The sequence below is a fragment of the Paenibacillus cellulosilyticus genome (assembly GCF_003182255.1).
Classification (GTDB): Bacteria; Bacillota; Bacilli; order Paenibacillales; family Paenibacillaceae; genus Paenibacillus_T; species Paenibacillus_T cellulosilyticus.
This window is the reverse complement of sequence record NZ_QGTQ01000001.1, coordinates 639,622-654,458: the sequence shown is the minus strand read 5'-3', so window position 1 is coordinate 654,458 and position 14,837 is coordinate 639,622. Positions and strand designations below refer to the sequence as shown.

The following is a 14,837-nucleotide window of genomic DNA, read 5'->3' as shown; positions in this document are numbered from 1 at the left end:
CCATCCACAGGTGACAGATTGCTCCGTCTTTCCCGATCTCCCCATGCGAGGAAATCGATTATCCGGTATTAGCATTCGTTTCCGAATGTTATCCCAGTCCTGCAGGCAGGTTGCCTACGTGTTACTCACCCGTCCGCCGCTAAGCATCAGAGGTGCAAGCACCTCATCAACTCCGCTCGACTTGCATGTATTAGGCACGCCGCCAGCGTTCGTCCTGAGCCAGGATCAAACTCTCCATAAAAGAAGTGCTTGTTTAGCTCATTTAAAACATTTAAACTGACAGTTTCGCTCGTTGTTCAGTTTTCAAAGAACAATATCGTTTTCGACAACTTTTACATCTTATCAGATGTTAATCAGTGTGTCAAGCTTTTTTCTTGTTTATCGCTGCCGTTCAGCGGCGACTTAGATAATATATCATAAACGAAAGACTCATTGCAACCCCCTTTTTCAATTTAATTGCGATATTCTTTTCAAAAACAATAAAACAAGCGTAATTTCACTACTGTGCACTTGTAGATTCATAGCTATCTCATACATGGACTTTACTGATACAGGTATTTGCTGCGCCCTGCATTGTTGCTTTATGTTTCTTATTCAATAAGAAAACCGCCTATCCTGCACAGAATAGGCGGTTCCCCTTTATAACGGCTTAATTTGATATAACCTCTTTAATATGGAGATGACGCTCCGTCGTCAGGTTAATTATCGTTCCAGCTATAGAGACCCACGGTCTAGTTGGCTGATTCCGATCAGAGAATACAATCTCCCCTGTGCGACCATCATTGAGCTTCACGACCGTTCCATTATGGAACTGGGTCACTCTCTCTATAAACACGCGGACATAGGCCGGCTCAAGCTTGCCAAAAGCATTCTGCTGGATTTCCTCCAGAACGACGTACGGCGAACTCGCCTTTTGATATACCTTGTTAAGCGTCATCGCGTGGAACGTATCAGCGATTGCGACGATTTTGGCATACGGGTGGATCTTATCCGCTCCGATCCCTAACGGGTAGCCGCTGCCATCCTCACGCTCGTGATGCTGAAGCGACGCGAGTTTGACACCTTCATTTAAAGCCGCAATAGGTTTCAAGAGCTGATAGCCATTCACCGTATGACGACGAACCTCTTCACGCTCTTCAATTGTCAATGTAGTAGGTTTAAACAGAAGAGCACGATCGACTTTCGTGTTGCCGATGTCATGCAGTAAACCTGCTAACGCGATTTGAACCCAATCTTTCGATGTGAAGCCATTCCACCTTGCGAGCAGATAGGAAGTAAGCCCCGTCAGAAGACCATTATGATACCAATAGTCATCTTCCTTGAGTCCAGGGGGCACAAATGTAAGGATGTTATACTCCCCGGACAGCCCAATAAGCTTCTCCATCTGCTGACGGATCTCGAGAATCGGCAGCGCTTGTCCCGACAACGCATTGTTGAAAGCACGCTTAATGAGTTGAAAAGTAATCTCATATTCCGACTGGAAGGCCGGCACTACCGTTTTCTCTTCCTCGGTCTCGCTGGTTTGCTTCTCTTTCTTGACGGAAGAAGTATTCTTATCTGTTATTACCGTCTCAACTTCAACCGACTTAACTTGAAAGGCATGCAAAATGTCGAGCTCTCGTGTGGTAACGACGACACCTTTATGGAACAGGGTGTTGCCCAGTGGAGTCTGCACGTCTTGAAGCAGCCTATCACCTGGCTTCAGTCTTGATAACAATACATGTGCCATTGCCTTATGCTCCTGTTCCTTAGGTTTGTCGTTATCTATTCTGTTTCTTGCTCTTCGCCTTCTTCTTCTTGCTCATCCTCGTTCCGTGCTACGCGCGTAACCGTCGCAACAGAATCGTCGTCACGTGTATGGATCAATCTAACGCCTTGTGTATTACGGCCCATGGAAGAGATGCCATCCATGCTCATACGGATCATCGTACCCGACTCCGTCATAATCATCAGGTCTTCATCATTCTCGACGACTTTCAAGCCGACAATCGGTCCGTTCTTGTCCGTAACGTTAAGTGTCTTAATCCCTTTACCACCACGACTCTGGATCCGGTATTCACTCATCGGTGTGCGCTTACCATAACCTTTGGACGTTACGATCAGAACCTCATTATCGTTCTGTACAATGTCCATATCGATTACTTTGTCGCCCTCATCGAGCTGAATGCCTTTAACGCCCGTTGCGGAGCGTCCCATTGAACGAACGTCCTGCTCTGGGAATCGAATCGACATGCCTTGGCCTGTGCCCATGATGATCTCTTGATTGCCGTCCGTCAGCTTCACGCCGATCAGTTCGTCATCCTCGCGAAGCGAGATTGCAATCAGGCCGACCTTGCGGATGTTCGAATAATCATCAAGAGGCGTTTTCTTCACGACACCTTGCCGTGTTGCAAAGAACAGGTAGCTGTCATTATCGAACGACTCAACCGGAATAACGGCATTGACGACTTCTCCCTGTTCGATCTGGAGCAGGTTGATGATCGGCGTACCGCGTGCAGTACGGCTGAGATCTGGAATTTCGTATGCTTTCAACCGGTAGACCTTACCCTTGTCTGTAAAGAAGAGCAGGTAGTGGTGCGTATTCGATACGAATAGGTGTTCAACGAAATCGTCATCCTTCGTATCCATACCGATAACGCCTTTGCCGCCCCGCTTCTGGCTGCGGTATGTCGTAACCGGTAGACGCTTCACATAGCCCGAGTGTGTGATCGAAATAATGACGTCCTCACGCGGAATGAGATCCTCGTCGAGAATTTCATCTTCACCGATCGTGATCTCCGTCCGACGCTCATCGCCGAACTTCTCTTTAATCTCATTGAGCTCAGTGCTAATAATATCGAGTACAAGCTGCTCGTCAGCGAGAATCGCTTTGTATTCAGCAATCTTCGCCAGAAGCTCGTTATATTCAGCCTCGATCTTATCGCGCTCCAAACCAGTGAGACGCTGCAGGCGCATGTCGAGAATCGCTTGCGCTTGCTCCAGGCTTAGCCCAAAGCGCGCAATCAAGCCTTCACGTGCCTCATCGGTTGTTTGCGATCCACGGATAAGCGCGATAACCTCATCCAGATTATCGAGCGCAATGCGCAAACCTTCGAGAATGTGTGCGCGCGCTTCCGCTTTCTTCAGGTCAAATTCCGTACGACGACGGATAATCTCGATCTGGTGTTGCAGGTAGTAGTACAAAATGTCTTTAATATTAAGCACTTTTGGCTCACCGTTAACGAGCGCGAGCATGTTAATGCCAAATGTCGATTGCAGCTGAGTCTGCTTGTACAGATTGTTTAATACGACCGATGGCGTTACATCACGACGAAGCTCGATGACGATACGCATGCCGTTGCGGTCCGACTCGTCACGCAGGTCGGTGATGCCTTCAACCTTTTTCTCGCGAACGAGTTCGGCAATCTTCTCAACCAAACGCGCCTTGTTAACTTGGTATGGCAGCTCGTGAACGATAATGCGAGCCTTGCCGCCATTCTCTTCGATCGTTGCTTTGGCGCGCATCGTAACCGATCCGCGTCCCGTCGTATAAGCCTGACGGATACCTGATTGTCCCATTACATAACCGTACGTTGGGAAGTCAGGACCTTTAATATAGTTCATGAGCTCAATCGATGTGATCTCCGGATTGACGATCAACGCTTGGATGCCATCGATAACTTCACTCAGATTGTGCGGTGGAATATTCGTCGCCATACCTACCGCGATACCTGTTACGCCATTGACGAGCAAGTTCGGGAAACGGGATGGCAGAACGGCAGGTTCATGTTCCTCACCATCGTAGTTAGGTACGAAATCGACTGTCTCTTTATTCAGGTCACGAAGCAGCTCCATCGCTATCTTCGAAAGTCTGGCTTCTGTATAACGCATCGCTGCCGCCATATCGCCGTCAACCGAACCAAAGTTACCATGGCCGTCGACAAGCATATATCGCATCGAGAAATCTTGTGCCATACGAACCATAGTGTCGTATACAGCCGAGTCACCGTGCGGGTGATACTTACCGATAACTTCACCGACGATCCTAGCCGACTTCTTGTACGGCTTATCTGGCGACATACCAAGTTCGGACATTGCGAAAAGAATTCGTCGATGTACAGGCTTCAGTCCGTCTCTTACATCCGGGAGCGCACGGCTTACGATAATACTCATCGCATATTCCATGAACGAGTCGCGCATCTCGGTGCCGATATCACGATCCCTTATTTGTGAGCGTTGTTCTTCCGACATTGTTACCCTCCTGACATCTTTTGCAAAACGGATGCTTGTACCACTGCTGTACCAGCATTCGTCATGTAAGAATCAGCTCTTAGAGTCTGATAAATCCGCATACTCTTGTTAATCTATTTGTTTCACAAAGCCGTTCAGCTTAAACCTGACGAATACGAACATTCCTTTAGCTTCAAAACAGGCTTCTTGAATAGCCAAAAACAGATAGCCGCCCTTCGCTTTCGGCTCTCATTCACCATATGCTAATAGGGAATGCACACTCATTTTCATCTATAGGCACACCTCTCTATTATAACATCGATTTCCACCTCTGTCTTGTTTCGTTGTCGAATGGTCGGGATAGTTTTTATGACGAAAGGCGGTATAGACGATTGGCTATTCAGCGCGTACACAGCAAATGGGCCAAAACAGCGGCATTGCTTGTTTCCGAGCTGCTGCGTCAATATATCCCCGAAACATCGCCATTTCGGCGGGAAACCGTACGCTCCATGCTCGATCAATATGGCATGATTTATGTGAAGCCAGATCGTGGCACGTTCGGTAATGGCGTCATTCGTGTCGAGAAGTTACCCTCATCCTCGCTCCCATATCAGTTCCAGTTGGATAAGAAGATTCGACAGTTTACGACGTTTGATGCGATGTATAAACGGCTGCTGTCGGTGCAGCGGACGAGGCCTTATCTTGCTCAGAAAGGGATAAAGCTGTTGCAGTATCGTAACCGACGTTTCGACTTCCGAGTGATGGTTCAGCACAACCTAAGCAACGAGTGGGAAACAACAGGTATTATAGGCAGGCTTGGACTTCCATCCAAAATTGTAACGAATTATCACAGCGGCGCCACTCCGCTCCCGTTCTCGACATTGATGTCCCCTCATATGTCTGAACATCGGCAAACGGAGTATTTGAACTTCCTGTCCCACCTAGGCGTCGAAACGGCAAAGCAGCTGCAGCTCATTTATCCCGGAATCAAAGAGATTGGTGTCGACTTTGCCATTGATACGAACCTGCATCCATGGATTCTCGAAGTGAATACACTGCCCGATCCATTCCTGTTCCGCAAGTTGAACGACCGAAGAGTGTTTAAACGAATTTATCAGTATGCTGTTGGCTATGGGCGCTTTAAGGCAAGGAAAAGGAAAAAGCCGGCATGAGAACCCTTGATTTGTGCCTATCGCGAAATCTTATAACTTCTCACGTAGAAAAAAACAAGCCGCAGACCAAATTGATCTGACGGCTTGTTGTATGTCTAGCTCCACTAGCATAGAGCTGTGATCTAAATATCCAAATTCCTAACATGCTTCGCGTACTGCTGAATGAAGTCACGGCGCGGCTCGACATTATCGCCCATAAGCGTGTCAAACATGACGTCTGCTTCAATCGCGTCTTCGATCGTGACCTGAAGCATCGTACGGCTCTCAGGATCCATCGTCGTCTCCCACAACTGGCCGGCGTTCATTTCGCCCAAACCTTTGTAGCGCTGGACATTGATCTTCGTGCCCTCACCGAATTCGGCGATAATCGAATCGCGTTCCTTCTCCGACTGCGCATAACGAACGATTTTGTTACGCTCGATCTTAAAGAGAGGCGGCTGTGCAATGTAGATAAAGCCTGCTTCGATAATCTTCCGCATGTAGCGGTAGAAGAACGTAAGCATGAGCGTACGGATATGTGCACCGTCAACGTCGGCATCGGTCATAATAATAATCTTATGGTACCGCGCTTTGCCTAGGTCAAAGTCGTCGCCAATGCCGGTTCCGAGCGCCGTAATGATCGCTCTGATCTCAGCGTTGCCTAGAATACGATCAAGTCTAGCCTTCTCGACGTTCAGAATTTTACCACGCAGCGGCAAAATCGCTTGGAAGTGGCGATCGCGGCCTTGCTTCGCCGATCCGCCCGCGGAGTCACCTTCGACGATGTACAGCTCACTGATGGATGCGTCCTTGGAGGAGCAGTCCGCCAGCTTACCTGGCAGCGAGCTTACTTCGAGTGCGCTCTTACGGCGTGTGAGCTCGCGCGCCTTACGCGCTGCTTCACGAGCACGGGAAGCCATGAGACCTTTCTCTACGATTCGCTTCGATACGGCTGGGTTCTCATCCAAGAACTCCTGCAGCTTCTCTGCAAACAGCGACTCGACGATACCTCTGACTTCGCTGTTACCGAGCTTCGTCTTCGTTTGGCCCTCGAACTGCGGCTCTGGGATTTTGACAGAAATAATCGCTGTCAGACCTTCACGAACATCATCACCGGACAGGTTAGCGTCATTCTCCTTGATGGAGTTCGTACGACGAGCATAGTCGTTGATGATACGGGTAAGCGCACTCTTGAAGCCCGATTCGTGCGTACCGCCCTCATGCGTATTGATATTGTTAGCGAACGAGTAGATGTTCTCGCTATAGCTGTCGTTATACTGCAGCGCAACCTCAACGCTAATGTGGTCCTTAACGCCCTCCACATAGATCGGCATCTCGTGAAGCGCCTCGCGTGTACGGTTCAAGTATTGGACGAACTCGATAATACCACCGTCATACTTGTACGTATTCGTCTGGCCTGTGCGCTCGTCAAGCAGCGTAATGGAGATGCCCTTGTTCAAAAAGGCAAGCTCGCGAATACGCGATTGAAGGGTGTCGTACTCGTACACAGTCGTTTCCGTGAAAATCTCAGCATCCGGTTTGAAGCGTACCGTTGTACCCGTTTCATCCGAATCACCAACGACCTTGATGTCATACTGAGGCGCACCACGACGATATTCTTGCTGATAAACATGACCGTCACGTTTAACCGTAACGGTAACGTGTTCGGACAATGCGTTTACGACCGATACACCTACACCGTGCAAGCCGCCGGACACTTTATAGCCTTCGCCGCCAAATTTGCCGCCCGCATGAAGCACGGTCATAACAACCTCTAGCGTCGATTTCTTAAGCTTCGTATTCTCACCAACCGGAATCCCCCGGCCGTTATCAATTACGGTAATACTGTTATCTTCATGAACGATGACGTCGATATGCGTGCAAAATCCAGCCAACGCCTCGTCAATTGAGTTATCAACGACTTCCCAGACGAGATGATGAAGACCTTTGCCGCTTGTGGAGCCAATATACATACCCGGGCGCTTCCGTACCGCCTCCAGGCCTTCAAGCACCTGTATCTGACTCTCGTCATACGTATTCTGGTTCGATGACATGCCTATTCACTGCTCCTCTCGACTGCTCTTCGTGATTGCGATAAAAGCCCGCCGATTAGTAAGCCGCAAAATGATGGGCCCGCTTCTTCAACGTAGAGGATGAAATCGGCGAATAATAAATTTTATGTTTAGTTAGGACGATCGACTTCGGTTCCTCTTCCCCAATGGTCTCAACGTCTTTACGTTTTCGTGCGCCTGCCACGAATTGCTTGGAAAGCTTGGACGATTGCTCGATCGAAACGTCGAAAATAGCGACCAGCTCCGCTGCCCGAATAATTTTTTCTCCGCCCAAATGAATATACATTCGCAGTCCTTCCTTTCGCTAAAACGCTATAATTCTTTAATGCGTTAACGCGTGACACGACCGTCTAAGACATGATAAATGCCAGCATCTTGTAGCTTGCCGAGATCGACGCTCTCAAGGCCGGTCGTCGTAATGAAAGTCTGCACTTTCGATTGGAATGTCTCGATTAGCTGCGTCTGCCGGTTCCGGTCCAGTTCTGAAAGCACATCATCAAGCAGAAGCAGCGGATATTCGCCAATCTCTTCTCGAATAAGCTCGATTTCTGCCAGTTTTAGCGACAATGCTGTCGTACGCTGCTGTCCCTGGGAGCCGAACGTTTGTGCTTCTTTCCCGTTAATAAAGAACGCCAAATCATCCCGATGAGGTCCGACAAGCGTCGTTCCTCTGCGAATTTCCTGATCTTTTACCTGTGATAACTTTAACATAAAATGATCAAATAAAACAGTTTCATCTTCAAAGTCGAACGAAGGCTTATACGTAACCGTTAATTGTTCGGTTCCAGCTGTAATGCCCGCATGAATCTGCTGCGCCCATTGTTGCAGCTTTTGTATAAAGTATTTCCGTTTTTTAATAATTTTAACACCAAAATCTGCCAGCTGTACATTCCATACCTCTAGCAGACCCTGTTTGTCGCCGCTACTTGCCCATAACGTCTTCAAGTAATTGTTGCGTTGTACGAGCACTTTGGAATATTGCTGCAGCGTATGCAAATAGCCGGGCTGCACCTGTCCGATTTCCATATCGAGAAACCGGCGGCGCACACCCGGCGTTCCTTTCACAATTTCCAAATCCTCGGGCGCGAACATGACGACGTTGAGTGACCCAACAAAATCACTTAGGCGACGCTGCTCCAATCCGTTTATCTTCGCTTTCTTCCCTTGAGCCGAGAACATCAGATCAAGCTTAACCGCTCCGTACTGCTTATCCACAAGTCCATGGATGTGGGCTTCCGAACCTTCCCAGCCGATCAGTTCTTTATCCTTCGACGTTCGATGCGACTTTGTCAGGGCGAGCGCGAAAATCGATTCGAGCAGATTTGTCTTCCCTTGTGCATTCGGGCCAACGAACAGATTGACACCGCTGCTTGTATCGAGCTCCAGCTCGTCATAGTTGCGGTAATTGCGCAGGGCAATTCGATTCAAAAACAAAATGCTCAGCCCCTGTCCTTGCGGTCATCGCTTGATGGAATCCGCGTGAAAACAGCCGTCAGCGTTAACCACGCCGAACGACTGTAAAAGTTCCGAAACCTTCAACCTTCACAACATCTCCGGCATACAGCTTTCTGCCGCGGCGATTATCAGCCTCACCGTTGATCAGGATTTCATTCTCTTGCAAAAAGAACTTCGCTTGCCCGCCGGAGTCAATGCAGTCCGACAGCTTCAAAAACTGGCCAAGCGCAATATATTCGGTTCCGATCGCTACTTCTTTCATCGGTAACTCTCCATTCTTTCGTAAGCTTAACGCGCAGCTTAGCCGGTTGTACGGTAAGGCAGAATCACGTACGTGCTGTGCGGATGATCAACCGGACGAATAATGATTGGGCTCATCGCACCGTTGAACTGGATGTTCAGCTGCTCGCTGTCGATAACTTTGAGCACGTCGAGCATATATTTGGAGTTAAAAGCGATGCGAAGCGGATCGCCTTCCATCTTGAATGCTTCAAGCTGCTCTGTAACACGGCCAAGCTCGGAGGAGCTGGACGAAACTTCAATGCCGCCGTTGTCAAGCGTAACGAGGCGAACAATATTTGTTTTCTCTTCACGGCTCATCAGATATGCACGGTCGACAGCATCCGTAACTTTTTTAGTATCCACAATGAGTTCTGTTTTGAACGATTGCGGAATAATCTTGGAAGTGTCCGGGTAGATCCCGTCCAATAGTCGCGAGTAGAACAGCACGTTGCCGATTTTGAACAGCGCCTGGTTATCAGCCACAACCATATCGACGAGTGCCGATGCGTCTGGAATGAGGCGGGAAAGTTCGTTTAGCGTCTTCGCAGACAAAACGATATTCGAGAATCGCAGGTCATCACTCGAGTCGACCTTCGCTGTTCGATACGCAAGACGGTGACGGTCAGTTGCAACAAAACGAAGCTGCTGATCCTGCAAGTTCACAAGTGCACCTGTCAGAATTGGCGTTTGTTCACTTGTGGATGCAGCGAAAATCGTCTGGCGAATAATCGATTTCAATAGGTCACCCTGAATTTGCAGCACGTCGCCTTGCTCGATAGAAGGCAGCACTGGGAATTCCTCTGGATCCAGACCGACCATTTGAATATCGGTGGAACCGGAACGGATCATCGTAATGAAATGATCGCTCACTTCGATTTCGACATTGTCGGAAGGAAGCTTCTTAACGATCTCGACAAAAAACTTCGCTGGCAGTACGACGCTGCCCGGCTTCTCAACCCTTGCAATAACAGTGTCGCTTGATTCGGCAGGAATAAAGCTTTGGATCGAAATGTCCGTATCGCTTGCTGTTAAAGTTACACCTTGATGAGTTACCTCGAATTTGATACCGCCAAGAATCGGAATAGCCGGACGAGACGATGTCGCTTTTGCGACTTGTTGGATGGCATCGTTTAATTCGTTTTTCGATATTGTTAATTTCATGCTTTCACTCCTATGTCGCTAGTTGGCGCGTCGAATTTATGCTTGTCGACGAATGATGTTCGATGTCGTTTTATAGACGATGTTTATTTAAAAATACTAGAAGTAATAGTAATAGGCGCGGTGAATATGTGGATAAGCGCTTTGAACGCTGATAGAGCAAGCCTATCCACATGTGCATAGCTTGTGCATAGGCTTGCTCGTTTGTTCATAGTTATTCACGTATGATTTTTTATTTTCTCGCTCAAGTTCTGAATGATCTTGAACAGATCCTGGTCAGCCTTTAGCTGCGTCGTAATTTTCTCATGGGCATGGATGACTGTCGTATGGTCACGGCCGCCGAACGCTTCGCCGATCTTCGGCAGCGAGTAATCGGTTAGCTCACGAGATAAATACATCGCAATTTGGCGCGGGAAGGCAACGGCCTTCGTCCGCTTCCTCGCTTTGAACTCCTCAAGCCGCAATCCGTAAAATTCGCCGACCTTCTGTTGAATATCATTGATCGTAATCATCTTCGGACGGCTGGTCGGAATAATATCTTTAAGTGCTTCAGCTGCCAGATGGGACGAGATGTCCTCATTAATGAGTGACGAATAGGCTACGACCCGAATTAGCGCACCTTCAAGCTCCCGAATGTTTGTATCGACCTGGTTGGCGATGTAAACCATCGCTTCATTCGGGATTTCAAGGTTTTCCGCTCGCGCTTTCTTCCGCAGAATCGCAATCCTCGTCTCTAAGTCAGGCGCTTGTATATCCGTCATCAATCCCCATTCGAACCGTGAACGTAGCCGTTCTTCCAGCGTCGGAATCTCCTTCGGCGGGCGGTCACTGGAGATGATGATCTGTTTACGCTCTTCATGAAGCGCATTGAATGTATGGAAAAATTCCTCTTGCGTTCCGTCCTTGCCGGCAAGAAATTGAATATCGTCAATGAGAAGTACGTCGATGTTGCGATACTTATTGCGGAAGCTCTCTGGGCTGTTGTCGCGGATCGCATTAATGAACTCGTTCGTGAACTTCTCAGAAGAGATATACATAACCTTCATGCTCGGATTGTGATCCAGTATATAGTTGCCAATAGCGTGCATAAGGTGCGTTTTGCCAAGTCCAACACCGCCGTATAGGAACAGCGGATTGTATGTTTTGGCCGGCGCCTCAGCTACAGCAAGTGAAGCTGCATGGGCGAAACGGTTATTGGCACCGATGACGAACGTTTCAAACGTATATTTGGGATTTAGCAGGTGGTTGAAAGGTTCATCGGTCGATACGGCGGCTGGCACCGCGATTGGCGGCGGCTGCACCGGTTCCGGTGGTCGGTTTTCCTCAATAACGAATTTCACATCGACCGTACGTCCCAGAAATTCGAACATTGTTGTTCGGACCAGCTTCGTGTATCGGCTTTCCAGCCATTCAGCGGCGAATGTCGTTGGTGCGGTTACGACAAGAACATCGCCCTTCAAGTCGGCCCTGGTCGCTTTAAACCATGTGTCGAAGCTTGGTTTGCTGAGCTTCGTCTGGATCACCGACAGCACTTGCTGCCACATATCCGGGGTATGGCTGTCCACAGCTTGTCACTCCTTCATCTGATTGGCCGATCTGTTGTTATTATGCGGTTTCCGGAGTACGCTTAGCAGCTACTACGATAGAAATCCACAGTATAAACGAAAGAAATCCCGCTATCTATCAAGAGGGGATGGATTTGTTCACAATGTTATCCACAGGGTGTTAATAACAAATATGATTATAGGCCGGTATCCACATCGAAAACATATCTATCATAGCAAAAGAAGCCTTATATTACAACGAATCTGCCCTGATTATCCACAAATCCTACAGGTTGTGTATAAATGTTACTGACAGCACAAGATATTGTTAATATCCTGTTAAACTTTCGACACCTTTCGCAGCAATCGGCCAAAAATTATGCACATGTTATTAATTTTCGTCAGATTTCACAATCGGCTTGTACATATCCACAAAAATAAACTCCGCCGATTGAATTGTGCACAACTGCGCGGATTCCACCTCGTTCGCAGCTTCAGCCAGAGTTGACTTTTGCCTAGCCGCGTGGTTAAATATAAAAAGGTCTTTTTTCAGGGCTGTCGGGACAGTCAGAGATATACCCGATCAAGTCCGGCAGCTGGTGAATGCCTTCTTTATTAGAATGTGCACGTAACCCGCAGAACCTTATTCTCTTCGGAGAAGGACATATGATGATCTTTTCAAGGAGGTGCAACAATAATGGGTCCTACATTTAAGCCGAATGTTAGCAAGCGTAAGAAGAACCATGGCTTCCGTAAACGGATGGCATCGAAGAACGGCCGCAAGGTACTGGCTGCTCGTCGTCAAAAAGGAAGAAAAGTACTGAGCGCGTAAGTTTGAGACCACTGTGCGGTGGTCTTTTTTTTATGTTTTTTGCCCAACCTTATATCATAGGAAGCGGAGGTGGGTCTATGCATCGCAAGCTGAGACTTCGGAATCGTGCGGATTTCAGCCGGATCTACCGTGGCGGCAAGTCGTTCGCCAATGGTCAATTCGTTGTGTATTGGTCCAAGCAGCCTGCAGCGGAGCCGTTTCGACTTGGCGTATCCGCCAGCAAAAAAATCGGAAACGCTGTCGTACGCAATCGGATGCGCCGCGTAGTGAAAGAAATTGTTCGGCTTAACTCGGAGCGAATTGCGCCGCATGTTGATCTAATCCTCATCGTCCGCAAGCCGGCGGTAGAGATGAAGACGAAAGAGCTGGAGAAGAGCGTTATTCACGTGCTGAAGAGGGCCGGATTGCTCAAGGCTCGGCCGTAATCTGCCTGAAATATAAGATGCTTAGTTCTATGCTGGTACATAAGCCTATATTTCTCCGGAATGGAACGTACTGAGCCATCTAGAAGAAGGCATCACCCCGTTTCACCTTGCTGTACGAGTTGTTTCATTGAAACCAAGAATATGGTATAGTTTAGGTTGGAAAAGCATTTGCTCTGTTCAGAGAGGAGTTTGTGATATTGTCCCGCATTTTTAAACGCAAATGGCTGCTTGTCGCGGGCCTGATCGTGATGATGGCGGTCCTTGCCGGCTGTTCGTCAACGCGTCAACACATGACAACCGAGGATATGCTGCAGGGTGGTTTCTGGCAGCGTAACGTCGTTTATTGGTTCTCATTAGTGCTCGACAAGTTTGCTACGCTATTTAATGGAGAATATGGACTAGCGATTCTGCTTCTGACGATTGTAGTGCGGACATTAATTCTTCCGCTGACGCTCAAGCAATACCGCAGCTCCAAGGCGATGCAGGCTATTCAGCCAGAGATTGAGAAGATTCGTAAGAAGCACAAGGATAACCCGCAGATGGTGCAGCAAGAAACAATGAAGCTGTTCCAACAGAATGGCGTTAATCCGATGGCAGGCTGCTTCCCGATGATTGTTCAGATGCCTGTATTTATCGCGTTGTACAACTCCATTTCGACAAACAGTGCGATTTACGGTCATAAATTTTTGGGATTGCAATTGGGCTTGAATGTTAAAGAGCAAGGCATGATGTTGGCTTACGCATTGCCAATCATCGCAGCGATCACGACATTCACGCAGACGAAGATGATGCAGTCGCAGCAGAAGACGGCGATGCCGGGTATGCAGGTTATGCTGCTTATTTTCCCAGTCATGATCTTCGTTATGGCGCTTCAATTCCCAGTTGCTCTGCCACTGTACTGGATTTACAGCAACCTCTATACAATTGTTCAGAACTATTTCCTGTACGTACGCCCATCCAAGCGTAAGGAGAGTGTTCCAGCGAAATGAGGAAAATTGTCGCATCGGGAAAAACGATAGAAGAGGCGGTCCGTAACGGACTACATCAATTGCAAACAACGGAAGACCGCGTGCGCACGGTTGTGCTGGAGCAGCCCTCAAGAGGTTTGTTCGGCTTGATTGGTGTGAAAGAGGCGAAAGTGGAGCTCGAAGAGCTTCCGACTCCTTATGATCATGCGGAGCAGTTCGTAATCGAAGTCGCCAGCTGTATGGGACTGAAAGTGAACGTATCCGGCTCGGATTCGAAGGATGGCTTCCTTATTGAAGTTGAAGGGGAAGACGATCTCGGTCAGATGATTGGCCGCCGGGGCCAGACGCTCGATGCTTTGCAATACTTGACCACAATTGTGGCCAACCGTTACAGTGACAAGCCCGTTCGAATCGTGCTCGATGCGGAAGGTTTCCGGGAACGCAGACGGAAAACGCTGGAGGAATTATCGGATCGGCTTGCCGACCGCGTCGTGAAGACGAGGAAGGAAGTCACACTCGAGCCGATGTCTCCGCAGGAACGTAAAATTATTCATTCGCAGCTGCAGCAGCATCCGCTCGTTCGCACGTTCAGTCAAGGCGAGGAGCCGAATCGGCGCGTCGTCATCGCACTCCTGGAGAGGAATGCGAAAGAGAGAATCAGCGAATAATGAGCAGTAACGGTTAAGCAGCGTACTATTTGCAGCAATGGCTCTTGCGGTCATTGCTGTTTTTTATGAGGAG

Annotated in this window: 13 protein-coding genes and 1 rRNA gene; 5 read left to right on the top strand and 9 right to left on the bottom strand. The window is 48.5% G+C overall.

The window, feature by feature from the left end:
* The 3 genes from DFQ01_RS02870 to gyrA form a co-directional block, all read right to left on the bottom strand.
* A 16S ribosomal RNA gene (locus DFQ01_RS02870) occupies positions 1 to 241 on the bottom strand; the annotation flags it as partial.
* A gap of 408 nt (positions 242 to 649) precedes the next feature.
* On the bottom strand, positions 650 to 1,729 hold the full coding sequence (locus tag DFQ01_RS02865) for an HD-GYP domain-containing protein (RefSeq protein ID WP_110042351.1): 1,080 nt from the start codon (positions 1,727 to 1,729) through the stop codon (positions 650 to 652).
* Positions 1,730 to 1,764: 35 nt separating this feature from the next.
* A complete protein-coding gene (gyrA, locus tag DFQ01_RS02860; protein WP_110042350.1) occupies positions 1,765 to 4,230 on the bottom strand; it encodes a DNA gyrase subunit A in 2,466 nt (821 codons plus the stop codon).
* A 371-nt stretch (positions 4,231 to 4,601) separates the two neighbouring features.
* On the opposite strand from gyrA, the gene DFQ01_RS02855 reads away from it, so the two are divergent.
* Positions 4,602 to 5,381, top strand: a complete 780-nt coding sequence (locus DFQ01_RS02855; protein ID WP_174812904.1) for a YheC/YheD family protein — start codon at positions 4,602 to 4,604, stop codon at positions 5,379 to 5,381.
* 122 nt (positions 5,382 to 5,503) lie between these two features.
* Here the strand turns inward: DFQ01_RS02855 and gyrB are convergent, their stop codons facing one another.
* The 6 genes from gyrB to dnaA all read right to left on the bottom strand — a co-directional run bounded on the left by gyrB (position 5,504) and on the right by dnaA (position 11,892).
* Positions 5,504 to 7,414 carry a DNA topoisomerase (ATP-hydrolyzing) subunit B gene (gene gyrB, locus DFQ01_RS02850; protein WP_110042348.1) on the bottom strand — a complete coding sequence of 637 codons (1,911 nt, stop codon included), beginning with the start codon at positions 7,412 to 7,414 and terminating at the stop codon, positions 5,504 to 5,506.
* Positions 7,415 to 7,469: 55 nt separating this feature from the next.
* Positions 7,470 to 7,718, bottom strand: a complete 249-nt coding sequence (gene remB, locus DFQ01_RS02845) for an extracellular matrix regulator RemB (RefSeq protein ID WP_110042347.1) — start codon at positions 7,716 to 7,718, stop codon at positions 7,470 to 7,472.
* A gap of 44 nt (positions 7,719 to 7,762) precedes the next feature.
* On the bottom strand, positions 7,763 to 8,866 hold the full coding sequence (gene recF, locus DFQ01_RS02840) for a DNA replication/repair protein RecF (protein ID WP_110042346.1): 1,104 nt from the start codon (positions 8,864 to 8,866) through the stop codon (positions 7,763 to 7,765).
* Positions 8,867 to 8,930: 64 nt separating this feature from the next.
* Positions 8,931 to 9,149 carry a S4 domain-containing protein YaaA gene (gene yaaA, locus DFQ01_RS02835; protein WP_110042345.1) on the bottom strand — a complete coding sequence of 73 codons (219 nt, stop codon included), beginning with the start codon at positions 9,147 to 9,149 and terminating at the stop codon, positions 8,931 to 8,933.
* A 38-nt stretch (positions 9,150 to 9,187) separates the two neighbouring features.
* Positions 9,188 to 10,330, bottom strand: a complete 1,143-nt coding sequence (dnaN, locus tag DFQ01_RS02830; protein WP_110042344.1) for a DNA polymerase III subunit beta — start codon at positions 10,328 to 10,330, stop codon at positions 9,188 to 9,190.
* 215 nt (positions 10,331 to 10,545) lie between these two features.
* The gene (gene dnaA / locus DFQ01_RS02825) at positions 10,546 to 11,892 is read right to left on the bottom strand and encodes a chromosomal replication initiator protein DnaA (protein WP_110042343.1); all 1,347 of its coding nucleotides are present in this window, start codon (positions 11,890 to 11,892) and stop codon (positions 10,546 to 10,548) included.
* A gap of 676 nt (positions 11,893 to 12,568) precedes the next feature.
* Here dnaA and rpmH point away from each other — a divergent pair.
* The 4 genes from rpmH to jag all read left to right on the top strand — a co-directional run bounded on the left by rpmH (position 12,569) and on the right by jag (position 14,764).
* Positions 12,569 to 12,703 (top strand): 50S ribosomal protein L34, encoded by a 135-nt coding sequence (gene rpmH / locus DFQ01_RS02820; protein WP_110042342.1) that lies wholly within the window; start codon positions 12,569 to 12,571, stop codon positions 12,701 to 12,703.
* A 77-nt stretch (positions 12,704 to 12,780) separates the two neighbouring features.
* Positions 12,781 to 13,128: a ribonuclease P protein component gene (gene rnpA, locus DFQ01_RS02815; RefSeq protein WP_110042341.1), complete on the top strand. Its 348-nt coding sequence runs from the start codon at positions 12,781 to 12,783 to the stop codon at positions 13,126 to 13,128.
* A gap of 191 nt (positions 13,129 to 13,319) precedes the next feature.
* Positions 13,320 to 14,117, top strand: coding sequence for a YidC/Oxa1 family membrane protein insertase (locus tag DFQ01_RS02810; protein ID WP_245946489.1), 798 nt, complete (start codon positions 13,320 to 13,322; stop codon positions 14,115 to 14,117).
* Positions 14,114 to 14,764: an RNA-binding cell elongation regulator Jag/EloR gene (jag, locus tag DFQ01_RS02805; protein WP_110042340.1), complete on the top strand. Its 651-nt coding sequence runs from the start codon at positions 14,114 to 14,116 to the stop codon at positions 14,762 to 14,764. Before DFQ01_RS02810 ends, jag begins: the two co-directional genes overlap by 4 nt.
* Positions 14,765 to 14,837: the final 73 nt, after the last annotated feature.